General features: G+C 32.3%; 28 protein-coding genes. 13 read left to right on the top strand and 15 right to left on the bottom strand.

Annotated elements, in window-relative coordinates; all coding sequences use genetic code 11:
• Nucleotides 1-138: 138 nt before the first annotated feature.
• Complete coding sequence (locus ACI9TV_RS11040) at nucleotides 139-432, bottom strand: nucleotidyltransferase family protein (RefSeq protein ID WP_415250851.1); 294 nt, start codon at nucleotides 430-432, stop codon at nucleotides 139-141.
• A 342-nt stretch (nucleotides 433-774) separates the two neighbouring features.
• Here ACI9TV_RS11040 and ACI9TV_RS11035 point away from each other — a divergent pair, with 342 nt between their 5' ends.
• Entirely contained in the window at nucleotides 775-1,434 is a 660-nt protein-coding gene (locus ACI9TV_RS11035) for a tyrosine-type recombinase/integrase (RefSeq protein ID WP_415250850.1), read from the top strand.
• 189 nt (nucleotides 1,435-1,623) lie between these two features.
• Here ACI9TV_RS11035 and ACI9TV_RS11030 read toward each other — a convergent pair whose 3' ends face one another.
• Nucleotides 1,624-3,111, bottom strand: a complete 1,488-nt coding sequence (locus ACI9TV_RS11030) for a hypothetical protein (protein WP_415250849.1) — start codon at nucleotides 3,109-3,111, stop codon at nucleotides 1,624-1,626.
• On the bottom strand, nucleotides 3,111-4,223 hold the full coding sequence (locus ACI9TV_RS11025) for a hypothetical protein (protein ID WP_415250848.1): 1,113 nt from the start codon (nucleotides 4,221-4,223) through the stop codon (nucleotides 3,111-3,113). The genes ACI9TV_RS11030 and ACI9TV_RS11025 overlap by 1 nt, the downstream gene beginning before the upstream one ends.
• A gap of 108 nt (nucleotides 4,224-4,331) precedes the next feature.
• On the opposite strand from ACI9TV_RS11025, the gene ACI9TV_RS11020 reads away from it, so the two are divergent.
• Nucleotides 4,332-4,526: a hypothetical protein gene (locus ACI9TV_RS11020; protein ID WP_415250847.1), complete on the top strand. Its 195-nt coding sequence runs from the start codon at nucleotides 4,332-4,334 to the stop codon at nucleotides 4,524-4,526.
• 179 nt (nucleotides 4,527-4,705) lie between these two features.
• Here ACI9TV_RS11020 and fliL read toward each other — a convergent pair whose 3' ends face one another.
• The 3 genes from fliL to radA form a co-directional block, all read right to left on the bottom strand.
• Nucleotides 4,706-5,260: a flagellar basal body-associated protein FliL gene (fliL, locus tag ACI9TV_RS11015; protein ID WP_415250846.1), complete on the bottom strand. Its 555-nt coding sequence runs from the start codon at nucleotides 5,258-5,260 to the stop codon at nucleotides 4,706-4,708.
• Between the two features lie 88 nt (nucleotides 5,261-5,348).
• Nucleotides 5,349-5,609: a hypothetical protein gene (locus ACI9TV_RS11010; protein ID WP_415250845.1), complete on the bottom strand. Its 261-nt coding sequence runs from the start codon at nucleotides 5,607-5,609 to the stop codon at nucleotides 5,349-5,351.
• 74 nt (nucleotides 5,610-5,683) lie between these two features.
• Nucleotides 5,684-7,030, bottom strand: a complete 1,347-nt coding sequence (gene radA, locus ACI9TV_RS11005) for a DNA repair protein RadA (protein WP_415250844.1) — start codon at nucleotides 7,028-7,030, stop codon at nucleotides 5,684-5,686.
• 314 nt (nucleotides 7,031-7,344) lie between these two features.
• Between radA and ACI9TV_RS11000 the strand changes: the two genes are divergently transcribed.
• The gene (locus tag ACI9TV_RS11000; RefSeq protein ID WP_415250843.1) at nucleotides 7,345-11,172 is read left to right on the top strand and encodes an EAL domain-containing protein; all 3,828 of its coding nucleotides are present in this window, start codon (nucleotides 7,345-7,347) and stop codon (nucleotides 11,170-11,172) included.
• A gap of 13 nt (nucleotides 11,173-11,185) precedes the next feature.
• On the opposite strand, the gene ftsY is transcribed toward ACI9TV_RS11000, so the two are convergent.
• Both ftsY and ACI9TV_RS10990 read right to left on the bottom strand, forming a co-directional pair.
• Complete coding sequence (gene ftsY / locus ACI9TV_RS10995; protein ID WP_415250842.1) at nucleotides 11,186-12,067, bottom strand: signal recognition particle-docking protein FtsY; 882 nt, start codon at nucleotides 12,065-12,067, stop codon at nucleotides 11,186-11,188.
• Nucleotide 12,068: 1 nt separating this feature from the next.
• Nucleotides 12,069-12,638 (bottom strand): redoxin family protein, encoded by a 570-nt coding sequence (locus ACI9TV_RS10990; protein WP_415250841.1) that lies wholly within the window; start codon nucleotides 12,636-12,638, stop codon nucleotides 12,069-12,071.
• A gap of 64 nt (nucleotides 12,639-12,702) precedes the next feature.
• Between ACI9TV_RS10990 and ACI9TV_RS10985 the strand changes: the two genes are divergently transcribed.
• The 3 genes from ACI9TV_RS10985 (at nucleotide 12,703) to ACI9TV_RS10975 (ending at nucleotide 15,989) form a co-directional block, all read left to right on the top strand.
• The gene (locus tag ACI9TV_RS10985; RefSeq protein WP_415250840.1) at nucleotides 12,703-13,251 is read left to right on the top strand and encodes a 5-formyltetrahydrofolate cyclo-ligase; all 549 of its coding nucleotides are present in this window, start codon (nucleotides 12,703-12,705) and stop codon (nucleotides 13,249-13,251) included.
• 15 nt (nucleotides 13,252-13,266) lie between these two features.
• On the top strand, nucleotides 13,267-14,835 hold the full coding sequence (gene rny / locus ACI9TV_RS10980) for a ribonuclease Y (protein WP_415250839.1): 1,569 nt from the start codon (nucleotides 13,267-13,269) through the stop codon (nucleotides 14,833-14,835).
• 278 nt (nucleotides 14,836-15,113) lie between these two features.
• Nucleotides 15,114-15,989 carry a neutral zinc metallopeptidase gene (locus tag ACI9TV_RS10975; RefSeq protein ID WP_415250838.1) on the top strand — a complete coding sequence of 292 codons (876 nt, stop codon included), beginning with the start codon at nucleotides 15,114-15,116 and terminating at the stop codon, nucleotides 15,987-15,989.
• Between the two features lie 2 nt (nucleotides 15,990-15,991).
• On the opposite strand, the gene ACI9TV_RS10970 is transcribed toward ACI9TV_RS10975, so the two are convergent.
• The 4 genes from ACI9TV_RS10970 to ACI9TV_RS10955 form a co-directional block, all read right to left on the bottom strand.
• A complete protein-coding gene (locus tag ACI9TV_RS10970; protein ID WP_415250837.1) occupies nucleotides 15,992-16,732 on the bottom strand; it encodes a hypothetical protein in 741 nt (246 codons plus the stop codon).
• Between the two features lie 512 nt (nucleotides 16,733-17,244).
• Nucleotides 17,245-17,493 (bottom strand): hypothetical protein, encoded by a 249-nt coding sequence (locus tag ACI9TV_RS10965; protein WP_415250854.1) that lies wholly within the window; start codon nucleotides 17,491-17,493, stop codon nucleotides 17,245-17,247.
• Nucleotides 17,391-17,642 (bottom strand): hypothetical protein, encoded by a 252-nt coding sequence (locus ACI9TV_RS10960; protein WP_415250853.1) that lies wholly within the window; start codon nucleotides 17,640-17,642, stop codon nucleotides 17,391-17,393. The genes ACI9TV_RS10965 and ACI9TV_RS10960 overlap by 103 nt, the downstream gene beginning before the upstream one ends.
• Before the next feature lie 114 nt (nucleotides 17,643-17,756).
• Nucleotides 17,757-18,650 carry a cation diffusion facilitator family transporter gene (locus tag ACI9TV_RS10955; RefSeq protein WP_415250836.1) on the bottom strand — a complete coding sequence of 298 codons (894 nt, stop codon included), beginning with the start codon at nucleotides 18,648-18,650 and terminating at the stop codon, nucleotides 17,757-17,759.
• A gap of 137 nt (nucleotides 18,651-18,787) precedes the next feature.
• On the opposite strand from ACI9TV_RS10955, the gene cmoB reads away from it, so the two are divergent.
• A complete protein-coding gene (gene cmoB, locus ACI9TV_RS10950; RefSeq protein ID WP_415250835.1) occupies nucleotides 18,788-19,678 on the top strand; it encodes a tRNA 5-methoxyuridine(34)/uridine 5-oxyacetic acid(34) synthase CmoB in 891 nt (296 codons plus the stop codon).
• On the top strand, nucleotides 19,675-20,172 hold the full coding sequence (locus tag ACI9TV_RS10945; protein ID WP_415250834.1) for a hotdog domain-containing protein: 498 nt from the start codon (nucleotides 19,675-19,677) through the stop codon (nucleotides 20,170-20,172). Before cmoB ends, ACI9TV_RS10945 begins: the two co-directional genes overlap by 4 nt.
• Nucleotide 20,173: 1 nt before the next feature.
• Here ACI9TV_RS10945 and ACI9TV_RS10940 read toward each other — a convergent pair whose 3' ends face one another.
• From ACI9TV_RS10940 to ACI9TV_RS10930, 3 genes are read right to left on the bottom strand one after another with little or no spacing between them, the layout of a single operon-like run.
• Entirely contained in the window at nucleotides 20,174-20,773 is a 600-nt protein-coding gene (locus ACI9TV_RS10940; RefSeq protein ID WP_415250833.1) for a class I SAM-dependent DNA methyltransferase, read from the bottom strand.
• Nucleotides 20,773-21,366 (bottom strand): MBL fold metallo-hydrolase, encoded by a 594-nt coding sequence (locus ACI9TV_RS10935; RefSeq protein ID WP_415250832.1) that lies wholly within the window; start codon nucleotides 21,364-21,366, stop codon nucleotides 20,773-20,775. The genes ACI9TV_RS10940 and ACI9TV_RS10935 overlap by 1 nt, the downstream gene beginning before the upstream one ends.
• Before the next feature lie 9 nt (nucleotides 21,367-21,375).
• Nucleotides 21,376-21,633, bottom strand: coding sequence for a hypothetical protein (locus tag ACI9TV_RS10930; protein WP_415250831.1), 258 nt, complete (start codon nucleotides 21,631-21,633; stop codon nucleotides 21,376-21,378).
• Nucleotides 21,634-21,748: 115 nt separating this feature from the next.
• Here ACI9TV_RS10930 and ACI9TV_RS10925 point away from each other — a divergent pair, with 115 nt between their 5' ends.
• From ACI9TV_RS10925 to argB, 5 genes are read left to right on the top strand one after another with little or no spacing between them, the layout of a single operon-like run.
• The gene (locus ACI9TV_RS10925; RefSeq protein WP_415250830.1) at nucleotides 21,749-22,567 is read left to right on the top strand and encodes a ferritin-like domain-containing protein; all 819 of its coding nucleotides are present in this window, start codon (nucleotides 21,749-21,751) and stop codon (nucleotides 22,565-22,567) included.
• A gap of 25 nt (nucleotides 22,568-22,592) precedes the next feature.
• Complete coding sequence (locus ACI9TV_RS10920; protein WP_415250829.1) at nucleotides 22,593-23,399, top strand: NAD+ synthase; 807 nt, start codon at nucleotides 22,593-22,595, stop codon at nucleotides 23,397-23,399.
• Between the two features lie 21 nt (nucleotides 23,400-23,420).
• The gene (locus tag ACI9TV_RS10915; protein ID WP_415250852.1) at nucleotides 23,421-24,542 is read left to right on the top strand and encodes a DegT/DnrJ/EryC1/StrS family aminotransferase; all 1,122 of its coding nucleotides are present in this window, start codon (nucleotides 23,421-23,423) and stop codon (nucleotides 24,540-24,542) included.
• Between the two features lie 6 nt (nucleotides 24,543-24,548).
• Complete coding sequence (locus ACI9TV_RS10910; RefSeq protein ID WP_415250828.1) at nucleotides 24,549-25,454, top strand: tetraacyldisaccharide 4'-kinase; 906 nt, start codon at nucleotides 24,549-24,551, stop codon at nucleotides 25,452-25,454.
• A gap of 3 nt (nucleotides 25,455-25,457) precedes the next feature.
• Nucleotides 25,458-26,309, top strand: a complete 852-nt coding sequence (gene argB, locus ACI9TV_RS10905) for an acetylglutamate kinase (RefSeq protein ID WP_415250827.1) — start codon at nucleotides 25,458-25,460, stop codon at nucleotides 26,307-26,309.
• The last annotated feature ends 43 nt before the right edge of the window (nucleotides 26,310-26,352 follow it).

Here is a 26,352-nt window from a genome sequence, read left to right as displayed (position 1 = left end):
CAGTCGCTTCATCTCTAGCATAACTTCCATATAAGCCCAAAGACACAATTCCATATTTTTTATGTAGTTCTTCTTTTTTGTTTTTTAAATAATTTAGAATAATATTTTTAGTCATAGGATAAATCCTTAGTAGTTTTTTTATACATATATTGATTCTTTCTCAATTCTACTTTTTAAGTAAGGGTTCATTCTCTCTCTTATCCTTACTATATCTATAGAATTAGAAAAAAGTTTTTGAAGTTCATCTTTAATATGCACTAGAGCAAACATATCAGGAGTTTTTGTTTTAATACAAATATCAACATCACTATTTGAAGAAGCTTGATTTCTAGCAACTGAACCAAATAAACCAAGGTCTAAAATATCATACTTTTCGATATTGTTTTTTTTATAGTTTTTAAGTATATTCAGTATTTCATCACGATTAATCATAGCTTCTCCTTCTTTATAAATAGCATTATTATATCATATTTATTACTCACTGCGAAAGCTTACGAAATGCAATGAAGTAAGTCGTGGATGAGTTAGCAAACGATAGTGCGTTAGGTTTATTTTTAAATCACTTGTAAAAATTTAACTCTTTGAAACCTAATCCTTTGTGTGCTTATTTTCTTCCATATCTACATGTGAGTTAAAGGTAATAAAAAATCTTGGTATATAGATGAACAGTTTTTTAATAATCATGATAAAAATGTAGTTGATATAAAGCCTAAGGACTTTGAAGCATTAAAGCAAGAGAAGTTAAAAGTATTATCAGAAAGAACAGTTGAATATATGTTAGCAGTAGCAAGACAAATTATAAATCATGCAATAAAAAATGAGCTTATTAAAAACTATACTAATCCTCTAAGTGGTGGTATAGTTAAATTCCCAAAACCTGAAAATTCAAAAATAGCTTTTCTCTCAAAAGAACAAGCTATAAAACTACTAGATAAATTAAAAGAGTATGAAAATAACTCACTTTATAATCTTACAGCAATGCTACTAGATACTGGAGCAAGATTTATAGAGATAGCTTCTCTTGATTGGAATGATATTAATTTAATAAATAGACTTATATATTTTAAGCCTACTAAAAAAGGTAATGCTAGATACGTATATATGAGTGATAGAGTATATGCCCTACTCTCTAAACTAGAGAAAATATCAAATCTAGTATTTCCCTCTTCAAATTTAAAACAGCGTATACAAATGCCAAAACAATGGCAAGAGATAGTAGATAAGCTTATTAAAGGTAATAAGACTATAAATAAGTATAGAATCACTACACATAGTCTAAGACATACTCATGCTTCGTGGTTAGCTTTAGGTGGTGCTGATATATTACAAATCAAAGAACAACTTGGTCATAAGAAACTAGATATGACTTTAAGATATGCACATTTAATACCTAGTAGAAGACATGATTTAATTAAAGAAGTTTTTTGTACTTAAATCATTAACTACTGTAAAAAATTCCTAAACTTAATACTTGCTAACGTAAGATAATTATTAAGATGAATTATACTTAAGATTAGCAAGCAAAAAGTAAAACTATAGTCTTTATTAATCGTCATATGAGTCCAAAAGGAATAATTAAGTTCCTCTCATGCTATTACTTCCGCTTCAAAAATCCTTTATACTTTATCTATAAAGTAAATTAAACCATTCTCTAGGAGTACGATATTCACTTTTTACGTAACGAACTAATCCAAACGAAAAAATATCATGAGGAGAACATGATGTTTCTGGACATTGAGCCTCGTCATAAGTACCATTATAAGTACTATTGTAAACAGCCTTATAACTACCGTCTGAACGAAATAAAACGGTATAAAATTCTATACTATAATCATATATAAAATGTGACGGTCTATAATCTTCAACAATTGTTATTGATATATACTTTAAAAATGATGCAGAAGCAATAAATACATCTGGTATAACTATTTCAAGATATTCATGAGGTAGTGTCGTCGCATCATGTGATAATTTTGCAATCTGTGTATTTGTATTTTGACCTGTCCAAGTCGTTTCGACTTTATATCCACCACATCTAGCTTTCACATAACCTGAAATATTTCCATCAACATAATAAAGTTTTTTATCTGGGTCAAACGGATATACATCTGAAGTACCAATTGTAATAATGCTAGAATCATATTTATGTTTTACAGTTATCAGATGCTCTTCTGTTCCTTTTCCTAGTTTTTCCCATTGTGATGGAGCAGTTCTATGATTTTCAATTGATTCACTAATAAAATTCATTATAATATTTTTAGCAAAATCAGTTGAAATATTCCTTGTACTTATCCCATCAGTTAATTCAATAGTTTTTCCCATGTAATAATCAAAAGAATGAAAATCTAAATCAAAAGCATTTTCAACATATTCCCCTAAAATATTAATATGTGAATAAGACCTACCTGGATTAGCTGTTGTCCCTAATGTACCTATAAATGCTACAGGGTCATTGTCAAATCCTATATGAGGATCTGTATTATTATCTTCTAATAGTTTTGTGGCGGGTGAAGCTACCGCTATTGCTTTAAAATAATCTTTTCTCCATGCATTAATACCCCGTGTTATATTTTTATACGCATCATTTGTAAACAGATTTCCTTGTGAATGAGAAACGACTATAACATTATGTCCAGCATCTATACTACTTTTATAGTTTGTTTCTTGTGTAGTTAAATCAGCATTGTATGCCTGGCGTATCATCGTTTCATTCATACTATTTGTAATAAGGGCAAGTGCCTGATTATACCAATAAGCACTTGTTGTACGGTTTCCAAGCACATAATTCATCCAACGATTAAATATTGCCCATCCATCATTTTCATTAGCTAATTGAAGGTAAGCTTCATAAATATCTCCATTAATACCGTATGTTTGATTATAGGCAGTATGAAAACTTAGCTCATTGTTCATTTTTATCTCATCTAATTGATATTGTTCAATAAGAGTTCTTTTTCGAATAAGATTAAGATTTGCTGTTGCATTAGCTTCATCAGTCTTAATACCATTTGCGAAATAAATATCATTAATACACTCATTAACTGATGGAGTATTGGCATATAAAAATATAGGGGTAAGCAGAATAAAAAGAATAATAATATACTTTTTCATTATTGAACTCCCAGTAAAGTATTTACATCAAATGCACATTTACTTTTTTGTTCTGAAATTAATGTTAAAGTATAAACACCACCACTCATTTGTTTATCATATTCCATATATGCCTGTACTCTTGATTTGGTATTTAATTGCAAATTATGAAAAGTACTTCTAATTGAATGATCTACTAAAATAGGATCTCCATAGAGTTCAGAATAATCTTTAAAATAAAAATTACAATCCATAGCATCATGTAATGCTTTATGATTTTCTTCTTTATTTAAAGGATTATCTACAATCATCTGATATGCTCTAGCACCCTGTAAGCCAATCTCACTTACTATTACATGATTATCTTTATATTTTGATACTATGAATCTCTCTACATCATCCCGAACACCATTATTATTGAAGTCAACTCCAAGTATAGTACTATTGTTTATTACTGGGTCTGGTTCAGGTGGAAGCTTGTAACCATTAATTTCTGTATATACTACAATCTGTATAGGTTCTGATAAGATATTATTGAATTTAGCTTGTATAGTTGTAGAATCTTCTTTTAATCCACTAAGAGTATTATTAGTAATAGATACTATAGAAGTGTCTTGTATTATCCATTCTATACGATTTGATATATCTTTACTTGTTCCATTAGCAAGTGTTGCAAGAACCGATAAAGTTGTTTGTGTACCTTCTTTGAGTTCTGTTGATTGGGTATCAATAGATATTGATTGAATATCTACTACTGTAAATGTATAGTTAATCTTCTCAGTCATTGTATTTTGACTAGGAGGATTCTCAAGTTTCATTTTTGAAACTAGAACTTCATATGTTCCAACTTCTAAAAGAGTATCTGGTTTAAAAAACAGTGTATCACTTAGAACTGTAGCAACACCACTTAATCTTTTATTATTATCTGTTTTAAGTACAACTGTATTCTTATGTACTGACTTTACTAAGATAGGTTTAGAAAATGCTATTTCTATAACTGTATCTGAAAATTCAAAGTCAGATAAGTTTTGTGGAGAAACAGAAATTAAATCTTGTTGCGTGAGACCACTCTCGGCTTGAAGTGTAACTACTAAACTAACAGATAGTATTAACTTTGTAAATAAATTAAACATTAAAATCCTTAGATAACTATTTTTTTATATATTATAGTGTTTTTATATGTGTATGTCAATAATCTTACTTGTAGTATAATATTTAAAATAATTTCTTATTGAGAATATATGCAAAAGTTAATTTTACTTTTTGTAATGGTATTTGCTGTTTGGTTTATCAGTAAAAACACAAAAATCGAAGCTGTTGAAGCAGTTGAAGCTGCTAGTTATACAGTACAAGATAGTACAGTGGACTCATCTTTGTATCTAATAAGAAAGACTTTATCAACTACTTGTTTTTCATCATTTATCATTTCTTTATAGAAAATTCCAGTGGAAGAAGTGGGGATTTTTTGTCTTAATATTTTCATAAAACTACCTTCTAGGTCTGCTTATTTTGCTAAGAATAGGGTATTTTAGCTTAAATATGAAAATAGTATATCATGAGAAAACCCCTATGTAAAGGGGCTTGGAGGGGTTTGATGAAATTTGCTTAAATTAGCCTACTGAATGACAAATTCTGTAAAGTAGATACCTTGTATTTCACCATCAGCAATCATAGCATTTAAAGTATCCATAACTTGTGATCCAACTTTTCCTTTTCCTTTTTTAGAAGAGATCTCTTCAAGAGTTTTCGAAGAAAGAATTCTAATAATTCTGTCTCTGAGAACTGGAGTTTTTGCATCTAGCTCTAAACTTAACTCTTCACCTTCAAGCTCAAGTGACATTGTTACTTTTAAGTATCTACGTCCTGCATCACTTTTAAGGTTAACTGTAAAAGTATCAAGTGGATATAAAATACCAATTTCACTTAGTTGACGTGAATCTTCAAACGCTGATGAACTAGAACTTTTTCTTTTTGAGCTTCTTGCTTTGTTTTCTTTTGCTTGAGGCTCTTTCATCTGAGTCATATCTTCTTCATCCCCACCCATAAAAAGTACAGTAACAATCGCACCGACTAAAATAATAAGTACTAATACAACGATGATAATTATCATTAGCATATTTGATTTTTTCTTCTCAGGTACTTCTAATTCTTCTGTATTTTCTTCAGCCATCTTGTATCTTCCTTGATATTATTTTTAGTTCAATAAATTTTCATATATAAGTATATCGCCATTTTTAAATATTTGTCTAGGTTAAAAGTTAGTCGCAATGTTCGATGTCTAATGCTTTCATCATCTCTTCGAAAATTGCACCAGATTCACGATTATTATCATCGTGGTATTCAATTACTAGAACATCTTTACCGTGTGAGATATTACATGTATATGTTTCTGGCTTATAATCATATTTTAAAATTATCGCATCTACAGTAGTACACACTAATTTTCCTTCTTCCTTACCTTGATAAGCCAAGGATAATTTAGAAAATCTTTCTTCACTTCTGTACTCTGCATCAATCATTTTTTACCTTTATTAATTATATTATTGAAATTATACAATTATTTTTTATAAAGGAAGGTTTATATTAACTAAAATTAGTACCATTCTAATAGTTTCGTGACTTCATCTACTATAAAGGTTTTCATAGTTGTTTTTTCAAGAGGTTTTTTCGCTAAAAGTACTTTAGAAATATTTTGCATTGTTGCTTCTTTTAGTCTTACATCCATAGCGTAAACTTCTCGTACATCACCTACAAGAGATACTTCACCGATAAATATAGTTTCCTTTGAGATGGCCCGGTCCCTAAAACTACTAATGATCGCGGCTAGTACTGCTAGGTCTGCTGCTGTTTCGGTAATCTTGATTCCACCTGTAATATTAATAAAGACATCATATCCAGAGAGCGGAATTTCTAGCTTTCTCTCTAGAAGAGCTAAAAGCATATTGAGCCTATTGTTATCAAAACCAGTTGCTTGTCTTTTTGAATTGCTAGTATGAGATTCAGACACAAGTGCTTGAACTTCTAGTATGATTGGACGAGATCCTTCCATTATAACAGTTAGTGCAGAACCGGCCTGTTCTGAGTTACGATTAAAAAACCTTGATGAGATATTTGTTGCTGAAACTAAACCTTCAGCGCGCATCTCAAAAACACCTATCTCGCTCGTCGGTCCAAAACGGTTTTTAAATCCTCTAAGAATTCTAAGTTCTTGGGATGAATCCCCCTCAAAGTATAAAACAGTATCAACCATATGTTCGAGTACTCTTGGACCAGCAATGGAACCTTCTTTTGTAATATGACCAATGATAAATATAGCGATGTTTTTCTCTTTTGCTATTCTCATAAGTTCAAAAGTAATTTGTTTGACTTGTGTAACCGAACCGGGAGCTGAAGTAATACCTTCAGAATAAATAGTTTGAATCGAATCTATAATCAAAAATTCATATTCTCTATGATCGAGTTCTATTAAAACTTGTTCAAACAAGATTTCACTTAGAAGATAGAGAGTGTCTTCGTTAGCTTTTAGTCGGTTAGCACGAAGTTTGATTTGTCCAGCAGACTCTTCACCAGTTACATATAATACATTTTTATTTGTTGATGCAATATTTGAAGCGACTTTTAAAAGGAGGGTAGACTTACCAACACCGGGACTTCCCCCGATGAGAGTAAGAGAACCAGGCACAACTCCACCACCAAGTACACCATCTAGCTCACTATCAAGTGAAGAATATCTAAAAACTTCACTCTCTTGTATTTGATTTATACTTATAGCTTTTGAAGATGGAGCTGAACTCGATTTAGTCTTTTTTACAACATCTTGTTGATGCTCATTAAGTTCAACAAATGAATCCCAAGACCCACAATTTGTGCATTTTCCCATCCATTTAGGAGTAGTAAGCCCACAATGCTGACACTCAAAAAGTACTTTTTTCTTAGCCATTATAGATGCCTTTATATGTATTTAGCAGTATTGTAGGGTTTTTTTTTGAAGGAGTTTGAAAATATGTCAAAGTGACATATTTATGTGTTTCATCCACTTACAACGATATTGGAGTAAAAATCATTTAATGAAGATAATAGGGTTTAAAGTGCTTCTTTAACCTGGGGAGTTTTACCTCCATTAGCAAAAGTGGTAGCTTCTTCTTTTATTATTTTCAGTCTCCTATAATATTTTCAAATAATAGTTAAGTTTTATTTTATTTACAAAGAAGTAGAATGTAATAATATATTCTCTATATCATAGGAAGTTAATAGATGCTTCATAGATTTTTCCTCCTTGTACTATTGTTACCAGTACTATCTTATGCTCAAGAAAGTAAGCTTGAAAATGTAACGCTTCAGTTGCAGTGGAAATATCAATTTCAATTTGCTGGATTCATTGTTGCTAAAGAAAAAGGTTATTATAAAGAGCTAGGACTGGATGTAGATATTTTAGAATATCAAAATAAAAGTACCATTGAAGATCTTGAAAATAAGAAAACAGATTATGCAATTAATAACAGTCATTTAGCCTATGACAATAAAAAACTCAATAATGTAACACTTTTAGCAACATACTTTCAAAGATCTCCCCTTATTATTATCACACAACCTGAGATAAAATCTGTTTTAGACTTGAAAGGAAAAAGTGTAATGGTGACTAAAAATAATCGTTATAACAGTTCTATTTCTATTTTATTCGATTATTTTGACATTAATGAAAACAATACTCAGTTTATAAATCCGACATTTAATATAGAAGACTTTATTAACAGAAAAGTGGACGCCGTAGTAGCATTTAGATCTAATGAAGTGTATGAATTGGACATGAGGGAGATTCCATATAATGTTATTGATCCAGTGGAACATGGTTTTCCTACAAATGCAATTAACCTTTTTACAACATATGATAAAGTTAAAAATAATCCTAATCAGGTGAAAAAGTTTTTAAAAGCCAGTAAAAGAGGCTGGAAGTATGCTCTTGAGAATATAGATGAAGTTGCAGAGCTAATTCATGAGAAATACCAACCCAACAAAGCTTTAGAATATTTAAAATATGAAGGAATTATTACAAAAGAACTTATGCTTTTAGATCTTTATGAAATCGGTGAAGTAAATGAAGATTTTGTACTCACAACTTATAAACAGTTGCTTAAACAAGGAAAACTTGATAGAGATCAAAAAGAAGACAAACTTTTTTTTAAAGACAAAATACATGAAAATACAATTAAACTTTCATTTAATGAAAAAGAATGGTTAAAAGAAAATTCAGTGGTCTCTTTTGCTGGTGATCCTAACTGGTTACCTTATGAAGCTTTTGATTCTAAAAAACAATATATTGGAATAGTTGCTGAGTATTTGAAGTTAATTGAAAAAAATACTGGTATTGATTTTAACCCTATACCAACTAAGTCGTGGAGTGAATCAATAGATATTGCCACTAAAGGTAAGGTAAAAGTTATCTCAAGTGATGCGGCAGATGTGATTTTAAATACAAAATTTAATGCTATTGATGTTTATAGTAAAAATCCTATTGTAATTATTATGGATATAAAAAATCACTATGTAGAAAACTTAAAATCTATAGCAGGTAAAAAAATTGCGATAATAAAAGATTATGGGTACACAGCTGATATATTTAGTGAATACCCATATATAGATTTTATTGAAGTTGAGAACATTCAAGAGGGTTTAATTGGTGTTTCAGATGGAAAGTATGATGCTATGCTTGCTACTCTAGCCTTAGCAAGTTATACCATGGCAGATATGGGGATTCATAATATAAAGGTTGTTGGAAAGACTCCTATTATTATGGATTTAACACTTTTTATTTCTAAAGAGGAACCTATTCTCTTTAGCATCATCAATAAAGCCATGCAAAATATAACGCAAGAGCAAAAAGCAAATATTTTGCAAAAGTGGATAAAAAATAAATATGTAGAGAGAATAGATTACAGTTTAGCTATAACTATTGCGCTATTTTCTATCATAATTATAGTGTTAGTTGTTCTTTGGAGTATAAAGTTAAAACAAGAGATTGCAAAAAAAGTAGATGCTCAATTGCAATTGAAATCAAGTAATGAAAAACTTAGTGGACTCTATGAACTATCTCCTTTAGGGATAGCTTTAACAGATGTAGATGGCAAGTATATAGAATTTAATGAGGCATTTAAAAATATATGTGGATATACTCAAGAGGAATTGAAAACTCTTAATTATTGGGAATTAACTCCCAAAAAGTATATGGAAGATGAGAAAAGACAGCTAGTCCAATTAAAAGAAACAGGTTTTTATGGACCGTATGAGAAAGAATATATACATAAAGATGGTAGAGCAGTAGCAATAAATCTAAATGGGATGATTGTTACAAATCCTGATGGAACTAAGTATATATGGTCTATAGTGGAGGATATTAGTGAAAGAGTAGAATATCAAAAGAACTTAGAGCATAATGCTCACTATGATTTATTAACAGATCTTCCAAATAGGGTTCTTTTTGCAGATAGATTAAGTCAATCTATGCTTCACTCTGAGAGGAATGGACACAAAGCTATTATCCTTTATCTTGATTTAGATGGCTTTAAAGAGATTAATGACACCTATGGTCATGATATTGGAGACAAATTACTGATTAAAGTATCAAAAAGTATGAAGTGTATCTTACGTAGTGGAGATTCAATCGCTCGTATTGGTGGGGATGAATTTGTTATATTATTAAATGATTTTAAAGAAGTGGATGCAAGTATTGAATTGATTAATAGAATCCTTGAAGAAATTTTAAAACCGATACTTGTAGAAGATATATCTTTAGGTGTATCTGCAAGCATAGGTGTGAGTTTTTATCCTCAACTAGAAAGTATTAGTGCAGACCAACTTTTACGTCAGTCTGATCAGGCTATGTACCAAGCAAAACTCTCTGGAAGAAATAGGTATCATATATTTAACCCGGAAGAAGATCAAACAATCCGCGGTCATCATGAGATATTAGAACGTATTAAAGTAGCTTTAGAGAATGATGAGTTTGTTATGCATTATCAGCCTAAGGTTAATTTACGTAGTGGTGAAGTTATCGGTGTCGAAGCACTTATACGATGGGTACACCCTGTACGTGGAATCTTAGCTCCTGGACTTTTTTTACCATATATTGAAGGTAATTACTTGGATGTTAGACTTGGAGAATGGGTTATAGATACTGTTATATCTCAAGAAGATAAATGGATAAAAGAGGGTATAAATCTACCTGTTAGTATTAATATATCTGCTACCCATATACAGCAGAGTGATTTTTTAGAGAGTTTTAAATCTATACTTGCAAGGTATTCAAGTGTTCAAACCTCAAGTATTGAGTTAGAGATCTTAGAAACAACATCGATTGAAAATATGCTTCATGTATCTGAAGTCTTATGTAGTTTAAATAAGATGGGGGTGCAATTATCTCTTGATGATTTTGGTACGGGATACTCATCTCTAACATATTTAAAACGTTTACCTGTTCAAACATTGAAGATTGATCAAAGTTTTGTACGAGCTATGTTAGAAGACCCTGAAGACCTTGCTATTATTAATGGGGTTATTAGTTTAGCGTCTGCATTTAATCGAAATATAATAGCTGAAGGTATGGAGTATTTAGAACAAGGTGAAATACTCCTTCGTTTAGGATGTGATTTCGCGCAAGGTTATGCTATAGCTAGGCCGATGCCAGTGGAAGAAATAACTCTATGGATTGATGATTGGAAATCTGAACCTTCGTGGGTAGATATGAAAGTAATGTCTCATGAAAAATTACCAATACTTTATGCAGGTGCTGAACATAGAGCTTGGGTGAGAGATATAGAGAATATGATTGATGGTAAATACATAGATACGCTGCAATTAGAAAAAGGAGAATGTCGCTTTGGAAAATGGCTTAATAGTTTTTTAGCAAACAATGACTTATCTGAGGCAATGCAAAATATTGTGTTAGTCCATCAGAGAGTGCACGATACAGCAAATGAGTTAATTCAATTACATAATAGTGGGGAAAAAGAGCAAGTAAAAGAAAGGTTGGAAGATCTTTATAAGCTTCGTGATAGATTATTAATAGACCTTTCTACTCTTTTTTAAAAGTATTTATAGTTTAATTTTCTTCTTCTATATAGATTGCATCAAGAAGACCATCAACAAATTCATATTTGTCAAATACAACTAAGTCATCAGGTTGTTCACCTGTACCAATGTAGAGGATAGGAAGTTCAAGTGCATAAGCAATGCTAAACACACTACCACCTTTAGCTGTGCCATCTAGTTTTGTAATGATAATCCCATCAATACCTATCATTTCATTGAATGCTTTTGCTTGTGCAATAGCTGAATTACCTTGTGTGCCATCTAAAATGAGTACCGTTCTATGTGGTGAAGAAGGATGTGCTTTATCACATATGCGATTGATTTTTTTAAGTTCATTCGCTAAGTTGGTTTGTGTGTGTAATCGACCAGCAGTATCTATAATAACATTATCGAATCCTTTTGATTTAGCAGAGTCTATAGTATCATATGCCACAGCGGAACTGTCATGTCCCTGTTGTGAAGAAACGATGGGAATATCAAGTTTTTTGGACCATAAAGTAAGTTGTTCTATTGCAGCAGCACGGAAAGTGTCTCCTGCTCCGAGAATTACTTTCTTCCCTGCTTTTTTATACTTTTGTGCTAGTTTAGAGATAGTTGTTGTTTTACCAGCTCCATTTACTCCTACAATAAGTTCGACAAAAGGTGCTGTATATTCTGGCTCTTTATATGTAGTGTAGGCAAGGGTCGCTAAAAGTTTTGAACGTAAAATTTCACGAGTTATTTTTTCTTGATATGTTTGTTTGATAATAATCTCAACTAAATCATATTCAACATCTGCCTCAAGTAAAATATCTTCAAGTTCATCTTTGGTAAAAAATATTTTTTTCTTTGGTACTACGCTTTTTATAGCATTAACGGTTTTAGATAGTGATTTAGTTATAAAGCCAAACATATTATTTGCCTAGAGCTCTTTTTATGTCACTCTCAACAAACTCTTCTTGCACTTCTCCAATGTAATGGGTTATTAGCTTTCCATCTTTATACATTGCCATTATAGGGATAGGGAATCTGTCTCCAAGTTTGAGTGAAGTGGCTACTTCATTTACTAAACGACGGTTTTGATCAGAGTTCACTATCGTGTACTCAGCATGAAATTTTGATTTAAAATCTTCTAAGTCAGCATTTGAAATTCCATCTTCGATAGTAACACCAATTACAACTAGATCATCTTTAAATTTCTTTTGCAGTGATGATAGATGTATTGCACTAGCTTGACAAGGTGGACACCATGTTGCAAAAATATCAAATATAATAACTTTTCCTTTTGCATTTTCTAAAGTAAATCCAGCAGCTTCTTTTTTTACAATATATTGAGTTTTAGCATCTGTAGCAGTGAGAACATATTCATTTGCAGAGACCATAGCATTTACTGTTTCATTTTCTTTATTGTTTTCTTTATTTCCACATGCTTGGAAAACAATAGCAACACTTATAAGTGCTATAAAAAGTGATCTTTTTAACATATAAAATATCCTTATTTTTGTTTTTTAAGTAAAATATGCAAAATTATATCCATAAAGATTTAAGATGACTCTTACAAAAGCACAATTTAGAGAAAAAAGTTTAGACAGATTGCGTAAATTATCTCCACATAATCGCCTTTATAGAGATTCTCTAGTAAATGCAAAATTATTAAATGAATTAAAGAATGTACGGAACAAGTCTATTCTCATTTATTACCCACTAGAGAATGAAGTTGATTTAGTTAAAGTTATAAAAAATATTAGGAGATACAATGATATTTATCTTCCTTTTATGGAACAACAAAGTTTTAAAATGGTAAAATTTAGACTACCTCTTCATAAGAAAAAATTTGGAATATTTGAGGCTGGTAATTCATTAAGAAAAATAAATACTATAGATATAGCGATAGTACCTGCAATAGGGGTAGATGTTAATTTACAAAGAATTGGTTTTGGAAAAGGGATGTATGATCGTTTCTTTGCTTCTCTGCAAAAGAAACCATATACGATTTTTATACAAGCTGATGAGTGTTATACAAAAGAAAAAGTTTGTGATGCATATGATATATCATGTGATGTATTGCTCACACCAAAAACTATAAGAAGAAAGTAAACTAGGAAAATAATAATGCTAAACGAAATACTAATAGGTGGCGGAATTGCTACGGTTAGTGGAGTTGTTGGTTTTTTTATTTCTAAAAAATTAATTATTTCAAGTTTCGATATTTATACAGATCAAGCAAAAGCAAAAGCCAGTGCTATAGAAAATGAAGCACATCTTTTACTTGAAAAATCGAATGTAAAGTCGAGAGAGATACAAACTGCTGCTGCAAAAGAGTATGAACATGCAAAAGTAAAAGCAAAGGCAGATTTGCATCAACGTGAAGATGATGTAATACGAAAAGAGCAAAGTTTTAAACGATTTAAACAAAATGAAGAACACAAAATTCAAGAAGAAAGTACACGTTTAAAAGCTCAAAGAATTAATTTAGATAGAAACGAAAAGTCAGTAGATTCACTTAAACAAAGATATGAAAACAAGATAGATGAAGCACTCCACGCAATGGAAAATTGTGCAGGAATGACAGCAACAGAAGCAAAAGTTATTTTACTTGAAAAGATAGAAGAAAAATCGCGTGAAGAGATAGCGCATATTGTACGAAAAAGCGAAATTCAGGCAAAAGAAGAAGCAGAGACAAAAGCAAATTATATTTTGGCCCAGGCTACAAGTAGATTTGCGGGTGAATTTGCTTCTGAGCGACTTACAAATATGGTGCATTTAGAGAATGATGAACTTAAAGGTCGGATCATTGGTAAAGAGGGACGAAATATAAAGGCCCTTGAGACACTTATGGGTGTTGATATTATTATTGATGACACACCAAATGCAATTATGGTAAGTTCTTTTAATCTATACAGACGTGCAATTGCAACAAAAACATTGAAGCTTCTTATAGAAGATGGAAGAATCCAACCTTCTAAAATTGAAGAGATTTTTCAAAAAGTCTCAGATGAATTTGAAGCTGGTATCTTGGCTGAGGGTGAAGAAATCATCGCCGATATGGATATTGGTGTAATGCATCCGGAGCTTAAAAAACTTATTGGTCGTTTACGCTATCGTGCAAGTTATGGACAAAATGCTCTTGCTCATACACTTGAAGTAGCCTATTTAGCTGGTATTATGGCTGCAGAAATGGGTGGAGATCCAATTCTTGCAAAAAGAGCTGGTTTATTACATGATATTGGTAAAGCACTTACTCATGATCATGATGGTAATCATGTAGATCTTGGTGCTGAAATATGTAACCGTTATAATGAGCACAGTGTCGTGATTAATGCTATATATGCACATCATGGACAAGAAGAGATTAACTCTGTAGAATGTGGCGCTGTATGTGCTGCAGATGCACTTTCAGCTGCAAGACCAGGTGCGCGTCGCGAGGTATTAGAGAGTTTCTTAAAACGTGTTACAGAAATTGAAGAGATAGCATCTTCACACAATGGTGTTAAACAAGCCTATGCTATAAATGCTGGTCGTGAAATTCGTGTAATAGTGAATGCATCTCTTGTAACAGACGATGAATCAATTTTATTAGCAAGAGAGATTGCTAAAGAGATAGAGAATAAAGTTCAATATCCAGGTGATATTAAAGTAAATGTTATTCGAGAAAGTCGAGCTGTAGAGTATGCGAAGTAGGGAGACCTACTTCGTATTATTTTTTTAAGATAAGTGTTTGCGTTGGGAAGGTAAAGTTTAATTTGTTTTCATTAAACTCGTTTAAAATTCTTATATTGATTAAAAGTTTTCCAATCACAACCGCACCTCCAGCGATTACAAGAACATAAATCTACGTTTGTAGTGTATTTCCTAAGTAAATTTCATTTAACATAGATATCCTCATATTGTATATTTTTTTGTATTATACTTTAAATAGGATTAAATATAATTTTGAGTATATATACAAAGGTATTGGTATGAGATGGGATGATTTAAGAAGAAGTAGTAATGTTGAAGACTTTAGATCTCGTAGTGGAGCTTCTGGTTCTCGTGGTGCCATGCGATTTGCTGTGCCAATTATTAGATTTTTACTTGGAAATAAATATGGCCGTGTAGTACTTCTTGTCGGAGTGATAGCATATTTCTTAGGATATAATCCTCTTTCTTTACTAGCCTTTTTAGACACTTCACCAACACAAGAAAAAAGTTTAAGTGTTCCTAGTGCTAAAGATAATAAAACTGCCGAGTTTGTTTCCACAGTGTTAGCTCAGACTGAAGATATTTGGCATCCTATTTTTAGAAAAAATGACTTAGTATATGAAGAACCGAAGCTAGTCTTATTTCGTGGTTCTGTTAACAGTGGATGTGGTCATGCTACTGCGCAAATAGGACCTTTTTATTGTTCTAAAGACAAAAAAATATATCTTGATATGAGCTTTTTTGAAGATCTCCAAAATAGACATAATGCGCCGGGAGATTTTGCTCAAGCTTATGTGATCGCTCACGAAGTAGGTCATCATGTTCAAAACCTTGTTGGGCTACTCAATAAATCACATACATTTAAAAAAACTGCATCAAAAAAAGATGCAAATACTCTTCAAGTAAAAGTTGAGTTACAGGCTGATTGTTATGCTGGGATCTGGGCGCATAGTGTTAAAGCCATTATGGAAGAGGGAGATGTGCAAGAAGCACTGAATGCCGCAAGTGCAATAGGGGATGATACATTACAAAAACAGGCTAAAGGTTATGTAACACCGGATTCTTTTACCCACGGAAGTGCAAAAGATAGAATGACGTGGTTTAGCCTAGGATATAAAAGAGGAGATATTAAGGATTGTCAGACTGGAATTTAGACTTAGCGTTCCCACAAAAGAGCGATATCTTTAATAATTATGTCGCTTCGTCTAGGTTTTATGAAAGTTGACGTGATTTCATAATTTTGGATATCTAGTTTATCTTCTATTTTTTGAACCTCTTCTTCAAATTTTTGGTGAAGTTCCTGCATATCTTCTTCAAGGTCTTGCATAAGAGATTCAATATTTTCAACATCGTCTCTTTCTTTCATTACCTCTCTACCTTTTTTAAAGGCTGAAGCACCTTTTCTCATACTTGTAGAGCTTGAACTTTTTGAAAAGAAAGCAGAAAAAAGTGCCAAACCAACATCTGTCAAAGTATCTGAAGTCTTAGAACTTACATCACTTTTTTCTTTTTCTAGCCTCATCTCAAGTCGAGTGAGTTTATCTTCTAATCTTTCATATTTTACTTCAAATTTATCTTCTAGTTTTCCAAGGCTAATCTCTTGTAATTCTTTTAAGTTATCTTCAACTTCAACTAGAAAGTCTCTTTTAGTAACTCCCAGTTTGGATTCAAGCTTATTAGTGTCGTAAAGATAATCAGAAAGAGTTTTTTGAACACTTCTTAATGAATTTACCTGCGTGATCATATTAGGAAGAGATGAATACTTCGCATTGATATTTGTATCTACAAAGTACTTTTTAATATTTTCGTTAATAATTTGTTTTAGGCTTGAGATAGTGTCTTCTTTTTCTAGAGCCTGAGGGAGTGCATTTTCTTTTAGAGTTTTTTTATCATGCATAAGGATTTTAATATCATCTTTTGTGATAGGATCTTTTGAATAGGAAAGTACCCACCTCCAAACCACGTCCCGATGTTGGATAAACCTTTATAGTTTAAATCAACAGGATTTTGCGTAGATAAAATGATACTCGTTCCAAAAGCACGAGTTTGCTTTAAAAGTAGAATTTTTCACTAGGTAAAAAGAAACCAAAAATCTCATCCATATAAAGAGATGGTTACAAAGAACATTCTTTGATTATCACTTCAATGTGAGATATTAAAAATAGCTATTTTGCCTTTTCATCGTAAAGCATACTCTGTATATCGAGTGCTTCACCATTTATCCATGATAGAAAACTAACGGAAGAAATTACACCATTAAGTGCCATTGCTAATTTCATTCTCTGGTCTTGATTATAGAAAACTTTGAGTGAAAGGATGCCGATTTTTTCAAATGGTGATGAAGCTACATAACCAATTATATCTTATAGGATTAAAGAAATACCCTTAGAATAACTATGATAGAAGATGTTAGATAGAAGTAGATGCTGGATCCACTTCTATAGAAAAATGTGCTAGAATAGATGAAACTGTAGTGTTTATGAGTGATGCCAATGTATCAGTGTCTTCTAATATTCCTGGTGGAGGAACGTCAAAACTACCTAAGATATTTACACTTACCTCTGCTGAACTTTCTGGAGTATAAATTGTTTTTTCAACTTGTGAGAATTTTTCAATAAATCTGAAGTTTCTTGAGCCTTGGTAGAGTCTTCTATCCAAGGTTTAAAAGAGGAAGCATTTAACTTAGGAAATGCTAAACATAAGTTACATATATCTCCTTTTGGGTCAATGACAATCGAAGGGATATTGTCAATCGCAGCCTCTTCTATGAGACCGATACACAAATCCGTTTTTCCAGAGCCTTTCATACCAATAATCATTGCATGTGTTGTGAGATGGTTTGATTTATAAAGTGTTAGATTCTTATCTTGACTATTTTTTCCAAGATAAAACAGCCCCATTTTTTAGTAGAGCTCTTTTATTTAGTATCTATCCTCTTCTTCATTTATATCAGAATCATCATACGGATCCATATGCATAATTGTATGGGTCTTTTTATTTGGGAAAAGATCACGAATTTCATCTTCAACTTTATCGGATACTAAATGTGCATCATATAAAGAGATACTGACATTAAAAACAGCATGAACTGAAACAAAGATATGAGAACCTGATTCTCTCGTTTGTAAGTAGTGGTAAGTTGTAATAGCATTTTCAGCTTTTAAAACATTTTCAATTTTTTGAATATCTTCAGGCTCAAGGGCTGCATCAAGAAGCATCAAAACCCCTTCTTTTATTATAGGAATAGCAGAGTAAATCATATAAAATGCGATTCCTACACCAAGAATGGGGTCGATTAACTCTTCGGCTGTGTACGAGATAAGAACCAGAGCCATAAGAACAGCACCATTTGAGAAAAGGTCTGTTTTATAGTGTAGGGCATCTGCTTTTATAACCATGTTCTGTGTTTTTTTTGCAACGTAGTTTAAAAAGTAAACTAGAAAAGCCGTGACTATAAATGAAGCTATCATGACTACAATACTTTCAGTCATATGTGCCATTTCTCTTGGGTGAGCAATTTTTATTAGTGCTTGATAAAGAATGAAAAGTGCAGAGAAAGCTACTACTACACCTTCTATAACAGCGGCAAGAGGTTCAATCTTACTTCTACCAAAGTGAAATTGCTCATCTGGATCTTTCTCGGCAGTATGCAGGGCAAAATAGTTAAAGAGTGATACAAGTAAGTCAAGCATAGAGTCTATAGCAGAAGCTAAAACAGCGATGGAACCACTTAAAATTCCAACTGTCATCTTCATCAGTACAAGCAATCCTGCAACTGAAGTAGATACAACCGTAGCTTTTTTCTCGAGTCTCATATATATTTTCCTTAGGCACTTGAAGTTATTTAGCTACAATTATAATTAAATTTAGATAGTAGAGAACTGAGACAAGCTAAGAATAGCATATGGATTTAGAAAAATTAAGAAGTGTAGAAAATAAGGCAATGAAATAGATGGATTTACAAGAGTTAAGAGAGCAAAGAAAAAAATGGATGACATGGAAAAATATACTTCCATTACGTGATGCATTGGATACTCTAGAAGATGGAAGTTGGGATGTCAGTATTGATAATGTAGTTAAAATTTCTGGTAAATATATACAAGATATTAAAGCAACTGCAAAATTACTTATGCCTTGGAGAAAAGGTCCCTTTGAGTTGTTTGATACATATATAGACACTGAATGGAAAAGTAATATTAAGTACAACCTTTTACGTCCCCATTTTAATCTCAAAGATAAAAGAGTTGCCGATATTGGATGTAATAACGGATACTATCTTTTTCGTATGCAAGAAGATGCACCAAAATCTCTTGTTGGTTTTGATCCTTCACCACTATATAAAACACAATTTGACTTTATTAATCACTTCGTGAAAAGTGAGATTGTGTATGAGCTTTTAGGAGTGGAACATCTTGAGTTTTATGAAGAGAAGTTTGATACTATTTTTTGTCTTGGTGTGCTTTATCATAGGAGTGATCCTGTTGCAATGCTCAAGCAATTGTTTAAGGGCTTAGATAAAAGTGGTGAAGTAATCCTTGATACTTTTTATATAGAAGGGGAGGGTGAAATGTGTTTATGTCCTAAGTCTTCGTACTCTAAAATTCCAAATATTTATTTTGTTCCGACTATAGGGGCTTTGAAAAATTGGTGCTTACGTGCAGGTTTTGCTAGCTTTGAAGTTTTAGAGACTTCAAAGACTGAAGCAGATGAGCAAAGAAAAACTGAGTGGATTGAAGGACAATCCCTTGAAGATTTTCTTGATCCGGACGATAGTACTAAAACAGTTGAAGGTTATCCAGCACCTGCAAGAGTATATATAAGATTAATTAAGGATAAAAAATGAGTGAAAAAATAGAAAATGACGAGTTTGATTTTGAAGACAAAGAAGATGAAGATAAGGTTTATCTTCAAACACATCAAAAAATTTCTAGTGATCAAGTTGGCGAAATCATTCTTATGGAACGTGGTTACGTAGAGTTAAGACTTACAACAACAACAGAGATGGTTGCAGATGACGTAGGTTTAATTCATGGTGGTTTTATATTTTCAGCAGCTGATTATGCCGCAATGGCAGCAGTGAATGAGAAAAATGTAGTTCTTGTTGGATCTGATTGTCAGTTTCTTTCACCCGTGAAGTTTCATGATGAGGTAAATATTATTGCTCGTGTTCGTCATAAAGAAGGACGTAAGAGAAATGTTCATGTAGAGGCTTTTGTTCTAGAGATTAAAGTTTTTGAAGGCGAATTTAAAACCGTTGTAACGGATAGACATGTACTAAAACTTAAACTTCTTGAAGAAGAAGATGCACAACAAACAGGCGAAAGCGAAGTTCTTTAAACTACGCTCGTTTTGCAGTTAATAAAAAAACTCCAAAATCTCTATGGGGTTTATTTATTGTGTTGATATTTTCGATTTTTACATCTTTAAATCCAGCATTCGTGACAACCTTACAAAGTGCGTCTTGGTTAAATCCAAAATGAAATACTCCCGTATTTTCAGAATGAAATGTTCCATCTTCAGCTTCTAAGTCAGCAATTGCAATAAAGCCATTAGCATTTATATTTTTGTAAATCGTCTGAAAAAAAAGTTCTAAATCCTCAACATGGTGAAGTGTCATAGAACTGATCATACCATCAAATGTCTCCTTCAAAGGATTCTTAATAATGTCAATATTTTTAGGTTCAATATACTGTTCTGCTGAGTTCTTTTGAGCTAGTTGTTCCAACATTTTTTGAGATATGTCTATACCTAGTATTTTTTCAACGAGAGGGAGAATTTCAAAGCCTAGTAGCCCCGTTCCAACACCAAAATCCATGAGTTTCATATGTGGTTGAAGTTTGATATTTTTAGAAATTGCATCAGCAATAGTTTTGGCACCATTTACCCGAGTAGAACCTTTATCCCAAGTTTGAGCCTTATCTTTAAAGTTATCTACCATTATAGACTCCGAATCCAGTGATCTGCATACTGTTGTTCTTGTTGTATTGTTGTACTCCCACCATGACCGGGATATACTGTTTTGTCAAATGTAAGGGTTTTAAATCTTGTGAGGCTATCTTTCATATCAGATGGTGAAGAGTATGGAAAATCAGTTCTACCTATGGAACGCTCAAAAATAAAGTCTCCACTAAATACTGCATTATCAAATTCAATCATAGAACAGCCTGGACAATGTCCTGGATAGTGATGAAACTTTACTTTAACACCATCAAAATTAAACTCTTGGTTTGGTTCAACTTCTATATCTGGGTAGGAATGTGGAAGATCTGGCATCCAGTCACTAGAAGTTAAAAGCATCACATCTCCTTTTGGTGTATAAAGTGGAATATTTAACTTTTTTTGCAACTCATCATTTGACCAAACATGATCAAAATGCCCATGTGTATTTAAAATAGCTACAGGATTTGTCACATTTCTTAAAACCCATGGTGTTGCGCCAACACCAGGATCTATGATGAAATCCTTTCCATTTTCAGTAATGATATAACAATTTGTTTCATAGATACCCATTGGTTTTACTTTAATGCTCATAGTACTCCTTTATATCTCATCATTATGCCAAGCTTCAAGCGCTTTTACAAGGTTCTCAAAGCCATCAACTTTTCCAACTATAAAAACTTCATCTAAAACATAACAAGATACAGTATGATTTAAATCTTGTAAAAATATAGCGTATTCATCTTGGGATCTTTTATCTGTGGATATAATTCTCATTCCATCAACCATGTCATTAAGCCCAGGCACCACGTCGTACTCTACATTGATTAATTTTTTACCGTCACTTACATAGTTTGCCATAATAATCTCTTTATAAAATAATAGAGTAATAATACAGCTTTTTTTGTTACAAAGCTTTGATATAATATTTTACTTATAGATATTTACAAACAATAAAGAAAAAAAGAGTTAATTGATGTCATATTTTCATAAAGAATTAGAAATAATTTTAGAATATAAAAGCCCAAAGCAAAAAATAGAAAAATTCAATACATTTTATCAACACTATAAAAGTGGAAAAATAGAATTTGAAAATGAATATAAAGTAAAAGAATTTCAAGAACCATCATATACAACGGTATGTAAGATAGTTCGACCTCAAGATGTACCAAAGAGACGTAATCTAACGACCAGAGAGGGACAGATTACTTTAATTCATGCTGTTGCGCATATCGAGTACTCTGCAATTGATTTGGCACTAGATGGGGCATATAGATTTATTGGATTACCTAAGCAATACTATGATGATTGGTTAGATGTTGCAAATGATGAGATACGACATTTTCTTATGTTGGAAGAACTTCTTTGTAAGCTTGATGCTTCATACGGAGACCTAGAAGTACATAATTCTTTATTTGAAGCGAGCCAAAGAACACAAACGTTGATTGAGAGAATGGCGGTAGTTCCCCGATACCTTGAAGCAAATGGACTTGATGCAACTCCAATGATTTTAGAAAAATTAAAAAAACATCCAAAAAATGAGACTTTGGATGACATTCAATCCGTTTTAGAAGTTATTTTAGATGAAGAGATAGACCATGTTAAAAAGGGTGATGTTTGGTTTACTTACGCTTGCGAGAAAGAGGGTGTTGGAACTGATGTTTATTTTGAAATAATAGACAAATACTATCCTCAAGGATTTTTACGTCCAAAAAATTTAAATACAAAAGCAAGAAAAGAAGCTGGCTTTTCGTGTAGCGAACTCAACCATATGGCACATAAAATAATTTGTTAGTTAAAACTTCGATATAATCTGAATTATGAATAAATATTCTCAAATTAAAGAGTACTTAGAACATTTTTTAGATAATGAAGTACGTAAAACTGGTATACAAAATGTTGTAATTGGACTAAGTGGTGGACTTGATTCTGCTGTTGTTGCAGTATTAGCATATCGTGTTTTTAAAGAAAACCTTCTTTGTGTAAAAATGCCTTCGCATTACTCATCTCAAAATTCTCTTGATGATGCAGATCAATTGTGTCGAGATTTTAATCTTCGCTCAGAAACTGTGTCAATAGAACCAATGTTAAAAGCTTATGAAAAGATGAATCCAAAGATGGATAATCTTAGAAAGGGTAACTTTTCTTCTCGTATGAGAATGTCCACTCTTTTTGACATCTCTGCACGTGAAAATGCTTTAGTTTTAGGGACAAGTAACAAGAGTGAATTGATGCTTGGATACGGAACTTTATATGGAGACTTGTCTTCAGCACTAAACCCAATTGGGGATTTATATAAGAGTGAAGTTTTTGAATTAGCAGAGTATTTAGGTGTATCAAAAAGCATCATAAAAAAGCCTCCCTCAGCGGACTTGTGGGATGGTCAGAGTGATGAAGCAGATTTAGGGTATACTTATGCACAATTAGACGAAGTTATGAAATTCTACGTTGAAAATAGAATAAGTAGAGATGAAATTATCTCTCAAGGCTTTGACGCTAAGATGACAGATATGATTATTGAGAGAATTTTTCGTAATCATTTTAAGAGAAAAATGCCAGTGATCGCAAAGTTGACATCAAGAACTGTAAACCATGATTTTAATTACCCTAGAGATATTAGACTTTAGAAAAGGATAGAAAAGATGAAGATTAAGATACCATTTAGTAAGTTTGAAAATGGAAGAAAGACACACTCTAATGTAAGTGATGTTTTAGATGGTGAAGATATAAACCAAGTTGAAGAACTTGAAAGTGAATTTGCTTCGTATATTGGAGTGGATTATGCTCTTTCAACTTCTCATGGTACTGATGCTCTGCATCTTGCAATGCTTGCCTTTGATTTAAAGCGTGGAGATAAAGTAGTATGTTCTGTTAATGCGCATCCGAATGTTCCTGAAGTTGTGCGCCATTTTGATGCAGAACCTGTTTTCATCGACATAGATCCTGATTCTTACAACATCAACCTTGATCTTTTAGAAAACTATCTTGAAGAGAATCAGTCTAAGAAGCTTAAAGCTGTTATCGTTACACATATCGCAGGTAATACAGTTGATTTAGACAGACTCTATAAGATTGCAAAAATATATGATGTAAAGATTGTTGAAGATGCATGTGATGCCCTAGGTGCTACATATAAGGGTGGTAAAATTGGTTCTACTGGTGCAGATATAACATGCTTTGACTTTTCATCTCATTTAAAGAAAAATGTATGTAACGGTGGAATGATGGTTACAAACGATGAAGATATTATGACTCGCGCTAAACTTTTACGTAACCATGGTATCACGCAAGATGAAGATGCCTTAGAGTATATTTATGAAGTTGTAGATATTGGAAACGATTATTCTTTAAGTGAGTTAAATGCTGCATATATCCGAGCGCAAGTTGCAATTCAAGATGAAAATGTTGCAAGACAAAAAGAAGTGGCTGCAATGTATAACAAAGCTTTGGGTGGAGTTAAGCATATAACTATTCCAGAACTTAAAAATGATGAACATCCTTTTTCTTTGTATATTGTAAAAATAGACAAAAATCGTGATTCTTTTGCAGTTGAGCTAAAAAAAGTAGGTATACAAACAGGTCTACATTATATTCCACTTCACCTGCTTTCTTATTATAAGACTAAGTACTCACTTCGTGTAAATGACTATCCTGTAGCACTTCGTGCGTACCAGCAAGTTTTATCTTTACCAATCTATTCAAGTATGACGGATAAAGAAGTTAAATTTGTATGCGACAAGATAAAAAATATAGCTTCAAGTAGAGTTTAAAAAGGCTTGAAAAAATCTTTAGTATTTTGGGTTGAAGCATACTTCTACAATCCAAATACTCTCCAAAAACTTCTCTCCATTTTCTTACTTCCTTTATCGTGGCTCTATTGTTCAATTATGTGGGTACGGTATAAAAGTGCTACTGAAGAAGATTTTGATATCCCTATCATTAGTATTGGGAATCTTAATGTTGGTGGAAGTGGTAAAACACCACTTGTAAGTGCCTTGGCTTTAAAATATGAAAATGTAGCAGTCGTGCTTCGAGGGTATGGACGAAAGTCTCAAGGTTTATATGTAGTTAAGGACGGTGAAGAGATTTTATGTGATGTAGATACAAGTGGTGATGAAGCTATGATTTACGCACATAAAATTCCTAGAGCCTTTGTGATAGTAAGTGAAGATAGAAAAAAAGGGATAGCTAAAGCAAAAAAGCTTGGTGCTAAAGTAGTGTTTCTGGATGATGCCTACTCAAAACATAGTATAAAAAAATTAGATCTTCTTATAGATGTAAATATATCAAATAAATATTGCCTTCCTTCTGGTGCATTTAGAGAGAGACTTTGGCTCACAAAACAGGCGTACATTGTTAAAGATGGAGTGAATTTTAAGAGAGTAGTAGAGCTTAAAGACAAATCTGATAAAATGTCACTCGTAACGGCTATAGCAAGACCACAAAGACTAGATGACTTTCTACCCAGTGTAGTGAGCAAGAATTATTTTCCAGATCATCATGCCTTTACAAAGGATGAACTAGAAAATATTTTAAAAACAGATGGCTCAGACTCACTCTTAGTAACATACAAAGATTTTGTAAAAGTAGAGTCCTTTGGACTTCCATTATCCTTATTGGATTTACATGTGGAAGTTGATGAAAAAATATATGAAGTAATAGATAATTATATTAGGAATTAAATAGTGCAAAAGAAAATTGAAACAGTTAAAACCCTCCTTGATGCCTTACCATTTATAAAAGAGTTTAATAAAGAAATAGTAGTTATAAAGTATGGTGGTTCCGCACAAAGTTCACCACAACTCAAAGAAAAATTTGCTAAAGATATTCTATTAATGTTCCTTGTTGGAATTCGCCCAGTAATAATACATGGTGGTGGAAGTAAGATTACCACAATGCTTGATGCACTTAATATTGATACAGAATTTATTGATGGTCAAAGAGTAACGACAAAAGAAGTGATGAGAATAGCTGAAATGATTTTAAGTGGTGAAATCAATAAAGATCTTGTTTCGCTACTTAACTCTCATGGAGCAAAAGCTATTGGTGTGAGTGGTAAGGATGCACATTTTATTACTGCCGAGGCAAAAGACTTTGCCAAATGGGGACTGACTGGAAACATAAAAAATGTAAAAGCAGATGTAATTTTGAAGTTAATGCATGAAAAGTTTATCCCAGTAATTGCACCTATTGCCGCCGGTGAAGAGATGGGTCATCCAGGGTTTAACATCAATGCCGATTTATGTGCTTCGTATGTTGCAAAGGCTATTGGAGCAAATAAGATCATCTTTTTAACAGATACTTCGGGTGTACTAGATAATAATAAGAAACTGCTTGAGACTTTGACTAAGGCAGAAGTTGAAACATTAAAAAAAGATGGAACAATCCATGGTGGTATGGTTCCAAAAGTAGATGCATGTCTAGAAGCAATTGATGGTGGAGTGCATAAAGCACATATCATTGATGGTAGGCTAGAACATTCTATGTTACTAGAGCTATTTACATCTGAGGGTGTTGGTACACAAATTATTAAATAAAAGTAGATATAATGAGAGGAAATTTAGGTGAAGTTTATTTTAA

This window comes from Sulfurimonas sp., from assembly GCF_047622445.1.
Taxonomy (GTDB): Bacteria; Campylobacterota; Campylobacteria; order Campylobacterales; family Sulfurimonadaceae; genus Sulfurimonas.
Note: the sequence above shows the minus strand (reverse complement) of the source record. Positions and strands in the feature narration are given on the sequence as shown.